The sequence below is a fragment of the Micromonospora sp. NPDC050495 genome (assembly GCF_040655175.1).
In the GTDB taxonomy this organism is placed as follows: domain Bacteria; phylum Actinomycetota; class Actinomycetes; order Mycobacteriales; family Micromonosporaceae; genus Micromonospora.
In genome coordinates, this window is record NZ_JBFAJK010000020.1 from 50,598 (window position 1) to 68,509 (window position 17,912).

The window sequence follows — 17,912 nt, forward strand, 5'->3', positions numbered from 1 at the left end:
GCGATCGGTCAAGTACGGAGGGACGGCGGGCGTGTCGACAACCGGGCGGCGGAGCGGGCGCCGATGAGCGCGGTGCCACCGCTGGAGCCCGCCCTGCGGCTGGCCGTCACGCTGCTGCACAGCTACTGGGTGCTCCAGGAGCCGGCCGACCAGCTCTCGGTGGCCCGGATCCGGGCCGCCGGCCGCGACCTCGACCTCGCCGAGGTCACCGACCCGCTCGGCGAGGACGACCTGCCCCGCCTGCGCGAGCTGCGGGAACGGCTCTACCAGGTGTTCGCCGCGCCCGACCCGGCCGCCCGGCTGGCCACCCTCAACGGCGTACTGGCCGAGGTCAGCGCCGGCACCGCCGTCGAGTCCGGCCCGGACGGCGCGCTGCGGCTCACCCCGCTGCCCCGGCCCGGCCCGGTCGGGCCGTTCGCCGCCCTGGTCGCCGGGGCGCTGGCCCGGGCCGCGGCGACGGGCGGGACCGACCGGTTCGGGGTCTGCGCCGCCGACCCGTGCCGGGCGCCCTACCTGGACCGCACCCGGGCCGGCCGGCAGCGCTACTGCTGCGAGCTGTGCAACAACCGGGCCGCCGCGGCGGCGTACCGGAGCCGGTCCCGGCGCGGCTGACCGGTCAGGCCAGCGCGGCGGTCCACCGGTCCACGTGCGCGTCCAGCAGCTCGGCGGTGGCCGCCCAGTACGCGCCGTCCTCGGCGTGGATCCGCGCCCACGGCTGCACCCCGTCCCGGGCCCCCCGGCGCAGCAGCTCCGACATCGCCCGGGCCCGGCGGCCGAGCAGCGCGGCCAGCGCCGGCCGCTCCGCGTCGGGCAGGCCGTAGCCGTCGACGAAGGCGCGCAGCCGCGCGGCGGACTCGGCGACCGGCCGCTCCGGGCGCATCCCCGCCATGCTCTGGGCCGCGTACGCCAGTTCCCAGCCGCGGGTGCCGGGGCCGGCCCCGTCCCAGTCGATGAGCACCCAGCCGCGGGCCGCGCGGACCAGGTTCCACGGCGCGACGTCGTGGTGGCAGATCAGCTCCGCGCCGTCCGGCGGGATGACCCGCTGCCAGGACGCCGTGGGCGGGGGCACGAAGTCGGCCGTGGCGCGGTGCAGGTCGGCCAGGAACGCGCCGATCGACGCCAGCTCCGCCACCGGGTACGTGCCGGTGGCGTCGCCCAGCTCCCCCGGGACGTACTCCAGCACCTGGCGGCCCCGGTCGTCGCGGCCGAGCGGCCGCGGCGCGCCGGTGAAACCGACCTCGCGCAGGTGCGCCAGGAGGGCGTCGACCGCGTCGGTCCACGGGCCCACCGGCCGCCGTACGGTGTCACCCACGCGCACCACGCCGGTGCTGACGTTGCCGATCAGCGGCTGCTCCACCGGCCCATCCTGGCAGCCGGACGGCGTCCCCGCGCCCCACGCCCGGACGGCGGGACGCGGGGACCCCCCGTCCCGGCTACTGCAGGAACGCCCCGAGGGGCGACAGCAGCAGCCGGCCGAGCAGCGCGGCGTTGTCGTCCAACCGCGTCCGCTCACACTCGCGGGCGTCCGGGTCGTGCCGGCACCGCCAGATCTTCTGCGCGTTGCGCCACGCCACGTTGCGGGTGTACTCGACGAGTTCGCCCTGGTACCAGTCGTCGATGTCGCCGTTCACCATGTCGATCATGAGCTGCCAGTTGTCCAGGTAGCCCCGGCGCAGCACCGGGATCCGCTCGGCGAAGATCTCGTTGATCTCCAGGTAGTCGCGGTGCTGGTCACTGCCGTCGACCGGCTCGGACTCCAGGCTGTCGAACGTGGTGACCAGCGCGAACGGCAGGTCGTAGTTGATGTGCGCGTTCACCCCGGCGGCCGCCGACGGCAACGGCCGGGCGTCCGGGCCGCGCATCCGCTTGAACAGGCACGACCACGCCCTCGGGGTGCTCGGGCTGGAGTCGGTCCAGTAGCGCAGCGCGTCGAAGTACCGGGCGGCGAACTCCACGTCCAGCCGGGCCAGGAAGGCCGGGTCACTGAACCGGTCGTCGTACAGGCCGTCCAGGACGGTGCTGGTGATGACCAGATAGAGCTTGTTGAAGTCCGCCAGCGGGCAGCTCGCCTCCAGCGGAGGCAGCCGGACCAGCAGGTCCTGCAGCTTGGTGAGGTGGTCGACGACGGCCGGCACGTCGGCGGGATGGTCGGCGAGCAGCCCGACGATGTCCTGGTGCACCGGACCCCAGACCGGTTCCGTCATTGTCCCCTCCACAGTGGCCGGCGCCCCCACAGCGCCCCCATCAACGACGGACAGCCTGCCAGCCGCGGTACGCCGGCCGGATCAGTAGAACGACGTATTCGCCCGCCCCGCCGGCGGGCGCTACTCAGGACGGTTGCGCAGGTAGATGGCGCTGGCCTGGACCCGGGTGCGGACCTGGAGCTTGTCGAAGATGTGCGACACGTGCACCCCGATGGTCCGCTCGCTGATGAACAGCCGCTGCCCGATCTCCTTGTTGGTCAGCCCCTCGGCCACCGCGGCCAGCACCTCCCGTTCGCGAGCGGTCAGCGCGGCCAGCTCGTCGACCACCGGGCCGTCGGCCGGCGGGGCGGACCGGGGCAGGGGCACCGGACGGGCGGCCAGCTCCCGCTCCTCCAGGGTCACCCGGGCCCGCCCGGCCAGGGTGCGGATCTCCGAGCTCAGCGGCGCCGCGCCCAGCGCCTGCGCCGTCCGGTACGCCTGGCGCAGCAGCTTGCCGGCGGTCGCCACCCGGCTGCGCCGGGCCAGCAGCGCCTCGGCCTGCCGCAACCGGGAGTACGCCGCCGGATAGGGGTGGTTGCGCCGGTCCCACTCGATCGCCGAGTGGGCCCACAGCTCCGGGTCGCCCCGACCGTCGTCGAGCCGGCTGATCTCGGCGGCGCAGAGCGCCAGGAACCCGTCGGCCACGTAGCGCACCGGGGCGCCGGCCTTCTCGCTCTTGCGGGCCACCCGGTCGACCACCTCGCGCAGCCGGCGCACCGCCGTCGGGTCCACCTCGACGGTGCGGCTGGCGGACGCCTCGGCCTCCGCGCGCAACCCGTGCCAGGCCAGCGTGGCCAGCACGATGACGTCGTCGGAGCGGCTCTCGGTCAGGCCCCGCTGGACCGCCTGCCGGGCCAGGTCGTGCCGGCCCTGCCACATGGCCAGCCCGGCGCGCAGGATCAGCATCGGCAGCACGTGCCGGGCACCCCCGCCGGCCAGCACGGTGGCCACCGCCTCCAGGTCGCGGTCGGAGGCCTCGACGTCGCCGTACCCGACCGACAGCCGGCAGCGGGCCAGCAGCAGCTCCACCGCGTCGGCGCCGGACGGGCGGTGCCGCAGCGCCGCGGCGACCACCTTCTCCGCCTCGGCCCACTGTCCCACCCGGAACAGGCCGTTGGTGGCGATCGCGAGCAGCCGGGTCTCCCAGGTGCGGCCCAGCCCCAGCTCGGCCACCCGCTCCGCGCCCCGGCGGGCCACCACCACCCCCTCCTCGAGGATGTTCAGCGGCCCGGTCAGCAGCTCCGCCAGGTGCAGGTACGCGCACGCCACGTCCTCCGGGCGGCCGGAGCGCTCGGCGGTCTCCAGGGCCCGCCGCATCACGGTCAGCCCGGTCTCCGGATCCTCCAGGTACGCCTCGCTGTAGCCGAGCGCGGCGCTGGCCAGCACCACCTCCGAGGCGGCGCCGGGCACCGCCGCGGCGAGCAGCAGCGCCTCCCGGGCCTGGTCGCCCGCCTCGGCGTACCGGCCCAGGTGCAGCAGCAGCTCGGCCAGGTGGGCGGCGGCGGTGGCCCGCTCCTGCGGCGTGCAGTCGGCCGACTCCAGCGCGCGCCGGTACTCGGCCTCGGCCGGCGCCGAACGGCCGGCGGCCGCCAGGTAGCGGGCCCGCCGGATGTGCAGCGCGCAGGCCGGCGGGCCGTCCGAGGCCCCGGCCAGCTCCTCCAGCAGGTCCAGCGCGCGGGCGTGCTCGCCGCAGTGGTGCGCCGACTCGGCGGCGTGGGTGAGCAGCTCCGCCCGGTCCACCCCGGCCGGCGCGGCCCGGTCCGGGTCGGTCGGGGTGGCCAGCTGCAACGCCACCGACCAGTGCCGGTGCGCCTCGGCGTAGCCGTGCAGCCGCTCCGCCTCCCGGGCGGCGGCCATCGCGGCGGGCAGCGCCCGGGCCGGCTCACCGGCCAACCGCCAGTGGTGGGCCAGCCGGGCCTGGTGCAGCTCGCCGGTCGCCGAGGTCAGCGCCTCGGCGTAGCGGCGGTGCAGCACGGCCCGTTCGGCGGGCAGCAGCTCGTGCGCCAGCACCTCGGCCACCAGCCGGTGTTTCAGCCGGTAGCCGTCGTCGGCGCCGACCAGCAGGCGGTGCGCCACCGCCGCGCGGACCGCCTCGATCAGCTCCTCCTCGGGCAGCCGCACCACCTGTGCCAGCAGCCAGTGCTCGACCGGCTCGACGCCGGCGGCGACCGCGTGCACCACCGCGTGCGCGTGCTGCGGCAGCGCGTCCACCCGGGACAGGAAGACCTCGCGCAGCGTGTCGGAGAGCCCGTGCCGGCCGTCACGCAGGTCGCGGGCCAGTTCCTCGACCACGAACGGGTTGCCGCCGCTGCGCTGCCACATCCGGTCGGCGGCCTCCGGCGCCAGCGGCGCGCCCGCGATCGCGGCGGCCAGCTCGTCGGTGCCGGCCCGGTCCAGTGGCGCCAGGTCGACCACCCGCACCGAGCGCAGCCGGCGCAGCTCGGTGAGCACCCGGCGCAGCGGGTGCGCGCCCTGCAGGGACTCGGCGCGGATCGCGGCGAGCACCGACAGGTGCAGGTCGCCGAGGCCGGCCAGCAGATAGAGCAGGAGCTGCCGGGTGCTCCGGTCGACCCACTGCAGGTCGTCGAGGACGAGGACCAGCGGGCGGCCGCCGGAGACCAGGTGCAGCCCTCGGGTGACCCGCTCCAGCAGCGCGCCCGCGCCGTCCGGGCCGGGCGTCTCCTCGTCGAACACCTGGAGCAGGCCGCGCACCGCGGCCGCGGTGCGCGCCTCGGCCGGCTCGGCGTCGAAGCGGCGCAGCGCCTGACGCAGCGGGTGCAGCGGCGAGGCGTCGCCGATGTCCAGACAGGAACCGGTCAGCACCAGCGCGCCCGCCTGCCTCACCCGCTCGCTGACCTCGGTGAGCAGCCGGGTCTTGCCGACGCCGCTCTCGCCGGTGAGGAAGACCGCCGCGGTGCTGCCCGGCGTGACGGCGTCGAGCAGCGCCGACCGCAGCGACGCGACGGTGTCGGCACGGCCGACGAGCGGCGCGGTGTCCACATCGCTGGCCATGGCACGCAGCCTAGTCACCGCTTCCCGCGCCCTTCTACGGGCTCGGTGCCCTTGCGGTACCTCTCGCGTCGACATTGCGACTAAAGGTTGCGGGTGGTCGACATACGTCGTCCTACCGATCCCCCGACGACCCGGTGGTGAAAGTCTCCGGAGGTCGTCAGGCAGCGGACGGGGGGAAAGGGTGGGCACGATGCCAATGACCTCGACCGTGGGGTGTCGGGATGCCGTCACGCGCTGGCCGGTGCCCGAGGAGCGGCGGACGGTCAGCGTGCTCTTCGCTGACATCGTCGGCTCGACCGGGCTGGTGGAACGGCTCGACCCGGAGGACGTCCGGGCGCTGCAGCGCGCGTACTTCGGCACCGTGGCCGGGGTGCTGCGCCGGTGGCACGGCGTGGTGGAGAAGTACGTCGGCGACGCGGTGATGGCCCTGTTCGGGGTGCACGGCTCGGACGGCTTCGACGCGTACCGGGCGGTGCGGGCCGGGCTGGAGATCCAGGACGCGCTGGCCCGGCGGGCACCGGCCGGCGTCCGGCTGCGGGTCCGGGTCGGGGTGGCCACCGGCGAGGTCCTGGTGGATCTGGCCGGCACCCGGGACGGCGGGCACGGGGCCGCCAGCGGCGCGGTCATCACCGCCGCGGCGCGCCTGCAGGAGTACGCGCCGCCGGGCGGGGTGGTGGTCTGCGCCGCCACCCAACGGGCCACCGTCGGCCTGCTCGACCTGCGCCCGGCGGCCGCGATGGCGCTCGCCGGCCGGCCGGCGCCGCTGGATGTCTGGCGGGTCGCCGGGCTGGCCCGGCCCCGCCGGCCGCGCCACCGGGGCCGGCTGGTCGGCCGCCGGCGGGAGCTGGCCACCGCCGGCGACGAGATCAGCCGCGCGGTGCGGGACCGCCGGCCCCGCTGGGTCTCCCTGGTCGGCCCGGGTGGCAGCGGGCGCAGCCGGCTGCTGCACGAGCTGGCCCGGGCGGTGTCGACGGTGGACGGCCGGCCGGTCCGCTGGTACGTGGCGCACTGCCCGCCGTACCCGCGGGGCGATCTGGCGCCGCTGGCCGACATGGTCCGCGCCTTCGCCGGGCTCCGCGACGGCGATCCGCCGGCAACGGTACGGCGGCGGCTGGCCGGGGCGCTGCACGGGCTGCTGGCGCCGCACGGGCGGGCCGAGGCGGTGCAGGCCCTGGCCGACCTGGTGACCGCGCAGGCGGACACCGCGGCCGGCCGCGGCGCGCAGGCGTGGCGGGAGGTCCTGCTCGCGCTGGCGGCGGAGCAGCCGGTCGTGGTGGCCGTCGACGACCTGGACCGGGCGGCCGCGCCGCTGAACCGGTTCCTGCACCTGCTGTTCGCCGCCGCGACGCGACGGTCGCTGCCGCTGGCGGTGGTGGCCACCCATGGGCCGGGCTGGGCGGACCTGCTCCCCGGCGCGGCCGGCCGGCGCCGGCGGGTGCCGCTGCCCGCGTTGGGCGCCGTCGACACCGGGCGGCTGCTGCGCCACCTGCTGACCCGGGCGGACCGTCCGGCCGCGCTGGCCAACCGGTTGCTGCCGCTGGTCGGCGGCAACCCGGCCGTGGCGGGCGCGTACGTGGCGGCCCTGGACCGCGACGGCGTGCCGGCCGGCGTACCGGAGCCGGTACGCCGCCTGGTGGACGTCCGGCTGGACCGGCTGGACGGGGAGCAGCGGGCCGCGCTGATGGCGGTGGCGCACCACGGGGCGACCGCCGACGCGCACCTGGTGGCCCGGCTGCTCGACTGGCTCGCGGCGGACGCCGAGCCGGTGCTGCGCGCGCTGGCCGGCACCGGTCTGCTGCGCCGCGTCCCGGGCGGGTACGCGGTCGCCGAACCGGCGGTGGGCCGGGTGGCCCGGGACCGGCTGCCCCGCGCGCTGCGCGCCGAGTTCACCCGCCGCCTGCCGGACGGGCCGCACCCGGTGCCGGCGGGCGCCGAGGGCGGGCCGGTGCGGCCGGCGTGCCACGCCGAGCCCGGGTCCTGCCCGGGTCGGGCCGGTACCCGCGCCACCGCGGCGGCCGGCGCCGCCGGTGGGGACCGGGTGCGCCGGGCCCGGCGCGCGGTCCGGGGTCGAGCGGGGCTGGCGGTCGCGGGCCGCCCGGGCGGGCCGGTGCCGACTGAGGGGGCGGCACCGGTCCGGACGGCTGGCTCTGGCCGACCCGGGCCGGGCGACCGGCCACGGGTGGGGGCCGCCGCCGATGGGGCCGACGGCTCGGCTCCGGTCCCGGACCCCGGTGGGCCGGCGGACCGGGCCGGCCGGCGGGCCGGGGGTGCGCCCGCCGAGGCGACCGGCGCGGCCCACGGCCTACGGCCCGACGGCCGCGAGCCGGCCGGGCCGGGGCGCGCACCGGCGGTGCCGCCGGTGCCCGGGCCGACCGGCCCGGGGGCCGCGCTGCGGGCGGTGCCGGCGACCGGGCCGACGGGGGCCCGGCAAGCGGTGGCCCCGGCCGGGCCGAGGGGGGCCCGGCAAGCGGTCGCCCCGGTCGAGCCGGGGGAAGGCCGCGGGGCGGAGGCACCGGTGGGTGTGCCGGTCGCGGCGGTGGGCGGTCGACCTCCGACGGTCGGGCCGCCCGCGCCGGACCGGCAGCGCCGGCCGGCCCGGGCGGCGCGCCCGGGCCGGCCTGCGGCGCGGACCCGGGACACCGGCGGCGATCCGGCACGGGCCGCCTGAGCCGGCGCCCGGGTCGGAGCGGGCACGGGGCCACTCCGACCCGGGCACCACGCCGGGCGGACGGCGGGACGCCGCCGACCGGCCGGCCACGGGGCACGTCCGGCCGGCGACACGGCGCGGCCGGCGGCGGACCCGCGCCGACTGGACGCGGCCGACCGCACGGAACGGCTCGGCCGTGCGCCGCACGCGGTGCGCCGGCGGCGGTTGCGGAGTCAGCGCTCGGCGAGGAAGGCCAGCGTGCGGTCCCAGGTGAGCGCGGCCGCGAGCGGGTCGTGGTCGGCCAGGTCAGGATCGGTGTAGAGGTGGCCGGGGCCCGGGTAGCGGTGCACGGACACCACCGCGCCGGCGTCCGCCATCGCACGCTGCCACTCGTCCACCTCCTCCTGCGGCTCGTACTCGTCCGGGTCGGCGAGGTGCAGCTGGACCGGCAGGCCGGGGCGGACCGACTCGGGGTCGCCGCCGGTGCCGTGCAACAGGAGCAGCGCGGCGGCGGCCGGCCGCTCGGCGAGCAGCGCCCCGGCGACGCCGGCACCCATCGAGAAGCCGGCGAGCACGGCCGCGGCGGGCAGCTCGGCCGCCGCCGCCCGGGCCCGCTCCAGGACGGCGTCCCGGCCGACCTTCTCCAGCAGCGCGAAACCCTCCTCGACGGTGTCGGCGGCGGGCAGTCCGTACAGGTCGGGGGTGGTCACCTGGTGACCGGCGGCGCGCAACCGGTCGGCGGCGGCCGACACCGCGGGCCGCAGCCCGTAGACGGAGTGCAGGAGCAGGATGTGTGCCATCGGCCCATCCTGTCGCACCCCACCGACACGATCGGCCGGCACGCCGGTCAGCCGCGGGCGATGGTGCGGCTACGGCCGCGGAACTCGGCGACCACCTCGCCGTCGCGCCAGACGGTGACGTCGTAGATGCCGCTGCGACCGTGCCGGACCCGCTCGGTGGCCCGCGCCTCGAGCAGGTCGCCCTCGTGGACCGGGCGCAGGAAGCTGATCTCGCCGCCGGCCGCCACGGTCACCGGTCCGTGGCTGTTGCAGGCCAGCGCGAACGCGGTGTCGGCGAGCAGGAAGACGAACCCGCCGTGGCCGATGGCGTGGCCGTTCAGCATGGCCGGGGTGACCCGCATCCGGGCCACCGCCGCGCCGTCACCGGCGGAGACCAGCTCGATGCCGAGCCCCTTGGACGCCACATCGGCGTCGAACATGTCGTGGGCCGGGGTGCGGCCGTCGTTCCCCGCCATCTCAGCGACCCCGCCGCTGGTCCACGATCCGGCGCATCTTGCCCATCGACCGTTCCACCCCGTCCGGCTCGATGACCCGCACCGCCACGCTGACGCCGATGGTGTTCTTCACCTGCTGCACCAGGGCCACTCCGGCCCGCTCGGCCTCGTCGGCGGCCACCCCGGGCCGGCGCTCCACCTTCACCGTGAGGGTGTCCATCCGGCCCTGCCGGTCCAGCACGCACTGGAAGTGCGGGGAGAGCGCCGGGGTCCGCAGGATCAGCTCCTCGATCTGGGTCGGGAAGACGTTCACCCCCCGGACGATCATCATGTCGTCGGTCCGGCCGGTGATCTTCTCGATCCGCCGCATGCTGCGGGCGGTGCCCGGCAGCAGCCGGGTGAGGTCCCGGGTGCGGTAGCGGACCACCGGCATCGCCTCCTTGGTCAGCGAGGTGAGCACCAGCTCACCCCGCTCGCCGTCGGGCAGCACGGCGCCGGTGACCGGGTCGATGATCTCCGGGTAGAAGTGGTCCTCCCAGAGGTGCAGCCCGTCCTTGGTCTCCACGCACTCGACGGCCACGCCCGGGCCCATCACCTCGGAGAGGCCGTAGATGTCGACCGCGTGCATGTCGAGGCGCTGCTCCATCTCCCGGCGCATGTCCTCGGTCCACGGCTCCGCGCCGAAGATGCCGACCTGCAGGGAGGTCGACCTCGGGTCGACGCCCTGGCGTTCCAGCTCGTCGACGATGGCGAGCATGTAGCTGGGGGTGACCATGATCACCTCGGGGGTGAAGTCGCGGATCAGCATCGCCTGCCGCTCGGTCATCCCGCCGGAGACCGGGATGACCGTGCAGCCCAGTTCCTCGGCGCCGTAGTGGGCGCCGAGCCCGCCGGTGAACAGCCCGTAGCCGTAGGCCACGTGCACCCGGTCGCCGGGGCGGCCGCCGGCGGCCCGGATCGAGCGGGCCATCAGCTTCGCCCAGGTGTCCAGGTCCCGCTTCGTGTAGCCGACCACCGTGGGCCGGCCCGTGGTGCCCGAGGAGGCGTGCAGCCGGGCCACCTGCTCCCGCGGCACCGCGAACATCCCGAACGGGTAGTTCTCCCGCAGCTCGGCCTTGCCGGTGAACGGGAAGCGGGCCAGGTCGGCCAGGTCGCGCAGGTCGTCCGGGTGCACCTCGGCGGCCTCGAACGCCCGCCGGTAGTGCGGCACGTTCTCGTAGGCGTGCCGCAGGGACCAGCGCAGCCGCTCCAGTTGCCGGGCCCGCAGCTCGTCGACGCCGACCCGTTCGACGGGTTCCAGCTCCTCCGGACGAGGGGTGCGGTCCTGCACGGTTGCCTCCTGCGCGACGGCCCCGACGCCGCCGCGCGCCGGGCGATGCCGATCACCGTACGCCCGTACGGCCCGTCCTGCCAGGTCAGCTGGGCGGCCATCGCCGGCCACCGATCCGGGCGGCGGCCCGGCGCGGAAGGCGCCGGGCCGCGGGGAGGTGCGCCGACGGTCAGGGGTTCTCCGGGTCGAGGCCGCGCTCGCGCAGCAGCGCGTCCAGCTTCGCCTCCATCCGATCGTCGGACTCGCGGGACTGCGAGGAGCCCCAGTAGTAGAAGAGGGCCAGCCCGGCGGCCTGCCAGACCAGTTGGAGGAACTCCGACTGCCAGTTCTCGAAGGTGCTGGCGAAGAACTGGGGCAGGAACTCGCTCCAGGCGAAGGACTGCCCGTGCTGGCTGGCCTCGTTGCTCTCCACGGCCATCTGGAAGACGAACTGGCCGAGCCAGGAGAACAGGAACAGCGCCCCGGTGACCAGGGCGAAGGAGTACGCCTTGGGCCATCGCGGCTTGCGGAACGGCGGGCCCTCCCGCCCGGCCCGGCGGCCACCCCCGTTGCCGCCGGTGACCCGGGACCGCGCCGAGCGGGTGCCGGTCGTGGTGCTGCCTCCCGACATCACGGAACCCCCTTCCGTCACACGTCGATCACCTCCCGCATGTGCCCCGGGCCGGTCGTCCCGAAACCGCCTCGACCAGCGCCGGCGCCGGCAGGCGCGGCGGAGTCGGGTGGCGCCGGAGCCGGCAGGCGCGGCGAGGTCGGGTGGCACGGGCGGCCCGGCCGGGGCGGCGGGGCCCGGCGTTATGCTCGGCGGGACCGGCGGTGGGGCCCGCCGTCCCGGGACCGGCCGGGAGAACCGCGACACCCTCGCCGACGGTCCCTGCCAGTGCTGCCCGTCCTGGTGGGGAGGCTCCGTGACCGGACCGTCCGAGCGCCGCGTCGATCCCGACGTCGACCTTCGCGTCGATCCCGACGTCGACCTTCGGGTACCCGCCGACCGCGGCGAACTGGCCGCGCACCCGGCCGCGGTGCTCGGCGCGGTGGCCGCCGGCGGCGCGCTGGGCGCGCTGGCCCGGGCCGGCGCGCAGGCGTTGTTCCCGCACTCGCCGACCGGCTTCCCGTGGGCCACCCTGGGCGTCAACGTCAGCGGCTGCCTGCTGATCGGCGTGCTGATGGCGGTGCTCACCGCCCGCCCGGCCGGCCCGCTGGCCCGGCCGTTCCTCGGCGTCGGCGTGCTCGGCGGGTTCACCACCTTCTCCACCTATGTCGTCGACGGGCAGCGGGCGGTGCTGGCCGGAGCGCCCGGCACCGCGCTGGCGTACCTGGCGGCGACCCTGGTCGGGGCGCTGCTGGCGGTCGCCGCCGGTGACGCCCTCGCCGCCCGGCTGCTGGCCCACGCCGGAAGCGCGCCCCGGTGACCGCGCTGCTGATCGCGCTCGGCGCGGCGCTCGGCGCCCCGCTGCGGTACCTCACCGACCGGGCCGTGCAGGCCCGCCACGACTCGCCCGTGCCGTTCGGCACACTGACGGTGAACGTGGCCGGCTCGTTGATCCTCGGTCTGGTCGCCGCGTTGCCGACCGACCCGGCGGTGACCGCGCTGCTCGCCACCGGGTTCTGCGGCGCGCTGACCACCTGGTCGACGCTGAGCTACGAGACGCTGCGACTGCGCCGGGCCGGCAACCGCCGGCTGGCCCTGGCCTACCCGCTGGCCAGCATCGCCGCCGGGCTGGCCGCGGCCACCGTCGGCTACGCGCTGGCCCGCGCGGTCACCGGCTGACCGGCGCCGGCGGGCCGGCCGGTACGTGCCGCCGGCGCCCCGGCGCGGGTCAGCCGCACCCCGCCCGGGCCGGCACGCCACCCGAGGCGGGGCGGACCCGGACCGATAGCATCCACATCGGCTGTGGAACGTCCGCCACCGACCGAGAGGAGTCGCCGCCATCGACGCTCTCGCACCCACGCGGCTGGCCGGCCGGGTCTGGTTGTTTCCCGGCGACCCGGATCCGCTGGCGGTCCGGCCGACCGTGGCGGTCGTCGCCGACGAGCGGGGAAGCACGCTCGTCGACGCGGGCCAGAGCCCGGCGCACGCCCGCGAGATCCAGGCCGGGCTGGCCGCCGCGGGGCTGCCCGAGCCGCGCTGGCTGGTCTACACCCACCACCACTGGGACCACGTCTGGGGCGCCTGCGCGTGGCCGGGCGTCGAGATCGTCGGGCACGAGGCCGGGGTGGCGCCGCTGCGCGCCGAGGCGGCCCGGCCGTGGAGCCACCGCTACCTCCGCGAGCAGGTACGCGAGAACCCGCTGCTCGGCCACAGTTTCCGGGCCCGGGCGCTCGCCGTGGACTGCTGGGACGGGTTCGCGGTGCTCCCGCCGGCCCGCACGTTCGCCGACGAGCTGACCCTGCCCACCGGTGTGCTGGTCCGGCACGTGGGCGGCGGGCACGCCCCGGACTCGGCGGTGGTGCTGGTGCCGGATTCCGGGGTGCTGCTGCTCGGCGACTGCTGGTACCCGCCCCCGGCGCACCTGCGTAGGCCGGAGGACGGACCCGACCTGGCGATGGCGCGCGGCCTGCTCAGCGACGACGTCGACTGGTACGTCTCGGCGCACGACGAGCCGGTGCGGCTGGCCGAGGCACGGGCCGCCCTGACCGGCTGACGACGCCGGTGCCACGGAGGCCGGCGGGTGCGCTCAGGGCCAGGTCCGCGCCGACGCGGCGAACGTCTCGGGGTCGCTGTGCACGGGCACCACGCAGAGCAGGTGGCCGCCCGGGGCGCGCAGGGTGAAGGCGTCCTTCCAGCGGGTCACCAGTTCCGCGCCCAGCGCCGTCAGTCGGGCCACCTCCGCCTCAAGGTCGTCGGTTTCGATGTCGACGTGGTAGCGCGGCGCGTCATCGACGGCCTGGACGACGGTGAACAGGCCGGGCGCGGCGTCGATCAGGGCGGTGAACTGCTCCTCGCCGGGCGCGGGATAGGGCTGGGCACCCAGCGCCGCGGACCAGAAGCTCACGGTCGCGTCGACGTGCGCGGCAGGTGTGTCGATGAGAATCCCGACCAGTCGGCTGCGGTGCATGGCGGGAGGCTATCAACGATGCCCGATCCCGTCCGCCCCGTGCCGATCGGCGGCCCCGTCGACTCCCGTCCGCGGCGGGTCAGCGGGCGAGGACGGCCGCGGGGGCACCGACCGGTTGGGCCGGCCGTCGCGGCCGCCTGCGCAGCGCCGATTCGACCACGGCCAGGTTGATCACCCAGGCGGCGACCATCAGCGCGACCCGGCCGAGGCCGCTCGGCTGGCCGGCCAGCAGCATCCAGGGCAGGTGGGTCAGGACCTGGGTGCCCGCGCCGAGACCGAGCGCGTAGCCCCGGGCCATCCAGGCCCGGTGCCGGGCGAGATCCCGACGCCGGACGGCGGCGACGCCGAGCACGATGCAGCCGGCCATGGCCACGCCGACGACGAGCCGGATCGGGGTCAGGAGCACGTGGTCGAAGGGCGGCCGGGGATAGCACGCCGCCATCCACACGCCGGACAGGGCCGCGGCGAGCCCGCAGGGAATCAGCAGCCGCCCCGCCAGCCGGTGCCAGCCGGGCCGGCGGCGGCGGAGGCCGCGGGCGAACTGGAGGGCGCCCAGCAGGCAGTACAGGGTCGCGCCGACGATGTGCACGAGCACCGGCACGGGCGAGGCGAGGAAGCGGGCGTTTTCCGGCGTCACCGTCGCGCCGCCGGTGATCTCGGTGAGCCGGGCCGCGCCGGCGATGACCGGTACGGCGCTGAGCAGGATCAGGCCGGCCGGCACCAGCCAGTCCCGGGTGCGGGTGGAGTTCATGGCGACCCCGTCCGTTGAGGTGTACGGCGTACACGTCTCCGGCCAGGCTAGGGTGTACGCCGTACACCGTCAAGGGTGGACGGCGACCGGGTCAGCGGGCGTGGCGCTCCGGGTGGGCGCGGTTCCAGGCCCGCATCCGCTCCGGATAGCCGGTGCGGGCCGCCTCGTAGAGCGGGATCCCGTGCCGCTGGGCGATCTTCGCGGCGACCCGGGGCGAGCCGGTCCGGCGCCGGATCCACTCGCCGTCGTGGGCGATCGCGACCACCGTGGTGTCGGTGGCCGTGGTCTCCGGCTCCAGGTAGAACTCGACCCCACGGCGGCTGGTCGCGAACGCCGCCAGGGCGGCCAGGTCCTCCCGGTTCGCCTCGCGGTCGAGCTTGGTCGGGGTGGTCGGGTCGGTGGCCCGGCGGCTGAACCAGCCCATCTCCGGCTCCTCTCCTCGGCGTGCCTCCCAGTGCAGCACCGGTACCTGTCAACGCGCTGCGAGCCGGGTGACAGTCAGCTGAGCCCTCTCCGCCACCCACCGGGCGGCCGGCGACGGGCGGCGGGCGGGCGCCGACCGGAGCCCGTCCCGCCCCTCAGCGGGCCGGCGGGCGCAGGACCGGGACCAGGGCGAGGATCGGCAGCAGGAGCAGCGGCACCAGACCGAGGGCGGGCAGGATGCCCAGGTGGTCGCCGAGGAAGCCGAGCAGCGGCGGGCCGGCGAGGAACGCGGTGTAGCCGATCATCGCGACCACGCTGACCCGGGTCGGCGCGCGGTCCTCCTCGTCGGCGGCGGCGCTCATCCCGACCGGGAAGCCGAGCGAGGCACCGATGCCCCAGAGCACGACGCCGACCACGGCCAGGGCGCCGGAGCCGGCCAGCACGGCGCAGGTGGACCCGGCGACGGCCAACCCGATGGTGCCGAACAGCACCGGCACCCGACCCCACCGGTCGATCGCCACGGTGCCGGCGGTCCGGCCCAGCGTCATCCCGACCACGAACACCCCGAAGACGGCGGCGCCGGCGGCCTCGCTCACCCCGTACCCGTCGACGAACGCGACCGCCAGCCAGTCGTTCGCACTGCCCTCGGTGAACGCCATCACCAGCACGAAGAGGCCGATGAGCAGGGTGCGCGGCTCCCGCCAGGTGGCCAGCAGCGCGCGGCGGTGGTCGGTCGGCCGGGCCGAATCGGCCGACTCGGCCGGCGCGGCCAGGAAGGCACGGACACCGAGCAGCGTGCCGGTCAGGACCAGCACCGCGATCACCGGCAGGTGCCAGCCGACCGGCACGCCCAGCCGCGCGGCCCCGGCGCCGAGACCGGCGCCGGCCACCGAGCCGAGACTCCAGGCGGCGTGGAACCGGGGCATGATGGTCCGGCCGAGGCGCTTCTCCACCGCCGCGGCCTCGACGTTCATCGCCACGTCGCAGGCGCCGGAGCCGTACCCCACCGCGAAGAGGCCGACCACGACGCCGATCAGCGAACCGGCCAGGCTGGCCGAGAGGCCGACGACGGCCAGGCCGAGCGCGAGCAGGGCGGTCGAGGCCGCCACGGTACGGGCCGGGCCGAGCCGCAGGGTGACCAGGCCGGCGGTGGACATGGCCACCAGCGCGCCGGCCGACATGGCCAGCAGCAGCAGGCCGAGCCGCCCGGCGCTGAGCCCGAGCGCCTCGCGGGCCGCGGGCACCCGGGAGAACCAGGTGGCCACCGCCAGCCCGTTGAGGGCGAACACCGTCGCCACGCCGTTGCGGGCGGCCACGACCGCCCACGGGGTCGCGCCGCGGGCCTCGGCCGGCGCGTTGATGGTGCCGCTCACCGTGCTGGTGTCCTCTCCCCCAGGGTTGGTCCGACGACCATCGCACACCTGAGAGCGCTACCACCACAAACGCCCCCACCCCTTACCCCGGCCGGCCCGGACCGGGCATGATGCCGGCAGAACGGCCAGCACGGGGAGGACCAGACATGCAGCCACCGACCGCCCGACCGGCGACCCTCGACGACGTGGCCCGCGCGGCCGGGGTCTCCCGGGCCACCGCGTCCCGGGTGCTCGGCGGCTACGGGTTCGCCTCGGTGGACGCCCGGGACCGGGTACGCGCCGCCGCGGACCGGCTCGGCTACGTGCCGAACATCACCGCCCGCGCGCTGGTCCGGGGCGCCGGGGTACGCCTCGTCGTGGCGGTCTCCGGCACCGACGCCACCGTGCTCGACGATCCGTACGTGGACCGCCTGGTGGGCGCGGCGGCCCGGGTGTGCGCCCCGCACGGGGTCGGCGTCGCCCTGGAGTGGCTGCCGCGGGACGCCCCGGCCGGGCTGCGCCGCCTCGGCGACGACCGGAGCGTCTGCGGGGTGCTGCTGGTCAACACCACCGCGCCGGTGCTCGACGCGGTGCCCGCCGGGCTGCGCGGGCGGGTCATCTCGATCGGCGCCGGCTCGCCGGACGTCCCCTCGTTCGACGTGGACAACGCGGGCGGCGCCGAGGCGGTGCTGCGCCACCTGCACGCCGGCGGCCGCCGCCGGATCGCCATGGTCACCGGCCCGCGCTGGCTGAGCTGCGCCGAGCGGTCGGTGACCGCGTACCAGCGGCTCATGCGGGGGGCCGGGCTGCCGGTGCGGCTGGTGACCGGCGACTTCACCGCCGCGCGCGGTGGCCGGGCGGCGCTGACGGCGCTGCGCCGCTGGCCGGACACCGACGCGATCTACGCGGTCAGCGACGCCACCGCGCTGGGCGTGATCGCCGCGCTGCGCGGCCGCGGAATCCGGGTGCCGCACGACGTGGCGGTGGCCGGTTTCGACGACATCCCGTACGCGGCGGTGAGCGCTCCGGCGCTGACCACGGCCACCCATCCGGTGGCCCGGATCGCCACCGCGGCGGCGAGCGCGGTGCTGGACGGCCGGCCGGTGCCGCCGGTGACCGCGTTCCCCTCCCGGCTGGTGGCCCGGGAGAGCGCGTAGCGGCAGCCGGGGCGCTCGGAGCACCCGCCGGATCCGTCCCGCCCACGGCAGAACGTCGCTTCGCCCCGCCGCGCGGTCGCGCCCGGTAGCCTCCGGTTAGTCCCGATTCTGACCATTCGGGGGAAGGCGCCCGTCCGATGATCGAATTTCTGCGGTCCGTGCTGGGCATCGACGCGGACACCCTCAACCCCGGCCAGATGGCGGTGCGGGCGGTGCTGACCTTCGTGGTCGCGGTGATCATCGTCCGCCTCGGCCACAAGCGGCTGTTCGGCAAGGGGACCGCGTTCGACCTGGTCGTCGCGATCATGATCGGCTCGGTGCTGAGCCGCGCCATCACGAACACCCTGGGACTGCTCGCCGTCTGGCTCGCCGGCTTCGTGCTCATCCTGCTGCACCGGCTGATGGCGACCCTCGCGTACCACCTGCACTGGTTCGGTCCGCTGGTCAAGGGGCATCCGGTGCTGCTGGTCCAGGACGGGCGGGCCGACCCCGCCGCGCTGCGTGACACGCACATCTCCCGGATGGACCTCGACCAGGCGCTGCACGAGAAGGGCAGCGACGCCGACCTTTCCCGGGTGCGGCTCGCCTACCTGGAACGGGACGGCACCATCAGCGTGATCCCACGCCACGAGGGGCCCCGGATCCTCGAGGTGCGCGTCGACCAGGGCGTCCAGGTGGTACGGATCGCGGTGGAGTGACCGACCACG

Annotated in this window: 18 protein-coding genes; 7 read left to right on the forward strand and 11 right to left on the reverse strand. The window is 76.7% G+C overall.

Annotation, left to right across the window (positions count from 1 at the left end):
* Nucleotides 1–63: 63 nt before the first annotated feature.
* Entirely contained in the window at nt 64–612 is a 549-nt protein-coding gene (locus AB0I11_RS20180) for a CGNR zinc finger domain-containing protein (protein ID WP_357322336.1), read from the forward strand.
* A gap of 4 nt (nt 613–616) precedes the next feature.
* Here AB0I11_RS20180 and AB0I11_RS20185 read toward each other — a convergent pair whose 3' ends face one another.
* From AB0I11_RS20185 to AB0I11_RS20195, 3 genes are all read right to left on the reverse strand, one after another.
* Nucleotides 617–1,357: a phosphotransferase gene (locus AB0I11_RS20185; protein WP_357322338.1), complete on the reverse strand. Its 741-nt coding sequence runs from the start codon at nt 1,355–1,357 to the stop codon at nt 617–619.
* A gap of 76 nt (nt 1,358–1,433) precedes the next feature.
* Nucleotides 1,434–2,204 (reverse strand): DUF5995 family protein, encoded by a 771-nt coding sequence (locus tag AB0I11_RS20190; RefSeq protein ID WP_357322341.1) that lies wholly within the window; start codon nt 2,202–2,204, stop codon nt 1,434–1,436.
* A 120-nt stretch (nt 2,205–2,324) separates the two neighbouring features.
* The gene (locus tag AB0I11_RS20195) at nt 2,325–5,255 is read right to left on the reverse strand and encodes an AAA family ATPase (RefSeq protein ID WP_357322344.1); all 2,931 of its coding nucleotides are present in this window, start codon (nt 5,253–5,255) and stop codon (nt 2,325–2,327) included.
* Between the two features lie 190 nt (nt 5,256–5,445).
* On the opposite strand from AB0I11_RS20195, the gene AB0I11_RS20200 reads away from it, so the two are divergent.
* Complete coding sequence (locus tag AB0I11_RS20200) at nt 5,446–7,923, forward strand: adenylate/guanylate cyclase domain-containing protein (RefSeq protein ID WP_357322347.1); 2,478 nt, start codon at nt 5,446–5,448, stop codon at nt 7,921–7,923.
* Between the two features lie 212 nt (nt 7,924–8,135).
* Here the strand turns inward: AB0I11_RS20200 and AB0I11_RS20205 are convergent, their stop codons facing one another.
* From AB0I11_RS20205 to AB0I11_RS20220, 4 genes are all read right to left on the reverse strand, one after another.
* Entirely contained in the window at nt 8,136–8,702 is a 567-nt protein-coding gene (locus tag AB0I11_RS20205; RefSeq protein WP_357322350.1) for a dienelactone hydrolase family protein, read from the reverse strand.
* A 47-nt stretch (nt 8,703–8,749) separates the two neighbouring features.
* Nucleotides 8,750–9,157 carry a hydroxyphenylacetyl-CoA thioesterase PaaI gene (gene paaI / locus AB0I11_RS20210; protein ID WP_357322353.1) on the reverse strand — a complete coding sequence of 136 codons (408 nt, stop codon included), beginning with the start codon at nt 9,155–9,157 and terminating at the stop codon, nt 8,750–8,752.
* Nucleotide 9,158: 1 nt separating this feature from the next.
* Entirely contained in the window at nt 9,159–10,466 is a 1,308-nt protein-coding gene (gene paaK, locus AB0I11_RS20215; protein ID WP_357322355.1) for a phenylacetate--CoA ligase PaaK, read from the reverse strand.
* A 169-nt stretch (nt 10,467–10,635) separates the two neighbouring features.
* A complete protein-coding gene (locus AB0I11_RS20220) occupies nt 10,636–11,076 on the reverse strand; it encodes a DUF6766 family protein (RefSeq protein ID WP_357322358.1) in 441 nt (146 codons plus the stop codon).
* Nucleotides 11,077–11,371: 295 nt separating this feature from the next.
* On the opposite strand from AB0I11_RS20220, the gene AB0I11_RS20225 reads away from it, so the two are divergent.
* The 3 genes from AB0I11_RS20225 to AB0I11_RS20235 all read left to right on the forward strand — a co-directional run bounded on the left by AB0I11_RS20225 (nt 11,372) and on the right by AB0I11_RS20235 (nt 13,108).
* A complete protein-coding gene (locus AB0I11_RS20225; RefSeq protein ID WP_357322361.1) occupies nt 11,372–11,875 on the forward strand; it encodes a CrcB family protein in 504 nt (167 codons plus the stop codon).
* Nucleotides 11,872–12,234 (forward strand): fluoride efflux transporter CrcB, encoded by a 363-nt coding sequence (gene crcB, locus AB0I11_RS20230; protein ID WP_357322365.1) that lies wholly within the window; start codon nt 11,872–11,874, stop codon nt 12,232–12,234. The genes AB0I11_RS20225 and crcB overlap by 4 nt, the downstream gene beginning before the upstream one ends.
* 244 nt (nt 12,235–12,478) lie before the next feature.
* The gene (locus AB0I11_RS20235) at nt 12,479–13,108 is read left to right on the forward strand and encodes an MBL fold metallo-hydrolase (RefSeq protein WP_357322368.1); all 630 of its coding nucleotides are present in this window, start codon (nt 12,479–12,481) and stop codon (nt 13,106–13,108) included.
* Between the two features lie 33 nt (nt 13,109–13,141).
* Here AB0I11_RS20235 and AB0I11_RS20240 read toward each other — a convergent pair whose 3' ends face one another.
* The 4 genes from AB0I11_RS20240 to AB0I11_RS20255 form a co-directional block, all read right to left on the reverse strand.
* The gene (locus AB0I11_RS20240) at nt 13,142–13,522 is read right to left on the reverse strand and encodes a VOC family protein (protein WP_357322370.1); all 381 of its coding nucleotides are present in this window, start codon (nt 13,520–13,522) and stop codon (nt 13,142–13,144) included.
* Nucleotides 13,523–13,601: 79 nt separating this feature from the next.
* The gene (locus AB0I11_RS20245) at nt 13,602–14,273 is read right to left on the reverse strand and encodes a DUF2306 domain-containing protein (RefSeq protein ID WP_357322373.1); all 672 of its coding nucleotides are present in this window, start codon (nt 14,271–14,273) and stop codon (nt 13,602–13,604) included.
* 91 nt (nt 14,274–14,364) lie between these two features.
* On the reverse strand, nt 14,365–14,697 hold the full coding sequence (locus AB0I11_RS20250; protein ID WP_357322376.1) for a hypothetical protein: 333 nt from the start codon (nt 14,695–14,697) through the stop codon (nt 14,365–14,367).
* Nucleotides 14,698–14,851: 154 nt separating this feature from the next.
* Nucleotides 14,852–16,069 (reverse strand): MFS transporter, encoded by a 1,218-nt coding sequence (locus tag AB0I11_RS20255; RefSeq protein ID WP_357322378.1) that lies wholly within the window; start codon nt 16,067–16,069, stop codon nt 14,852–14,854.
* Between the two features lie 146 nt (nt 16,070–16,215).
* Between AB0I11_RS20255 and AB0I11_RS20260 the strand changes: the two genes are divergently transcribed.
* Together AB0I11_RS20260 and AB0I11_RS20265 are read left to right on the forward strand one after the other, a co-directional pair.
* Complete coding sequence (locus tag AB0I11_RS20260; protein ID WP_357322381.1) at nt 16,216–17,205, forward strand: LacI family DNA-binding transcriptional regulator; 990 nt, start codon at nt 16,216–16,218, stop codon at nt 17,203–17,205.
* A gap of 137 nt (nt 17,206–17,342) precedes the next feature.
* Nucleotides 17,343–17,903, forward strand: a complete 561-nt coding sequence (locus AB0I11_RS20265; protein WP_357322384.1) for a YetF domain-containing protein — start codon at nt 17,343–17,345, stop codon at nt 17,901–17,903.
* Nucleotides 17,904–17,912: the final 9 nt, after the last annotated feature.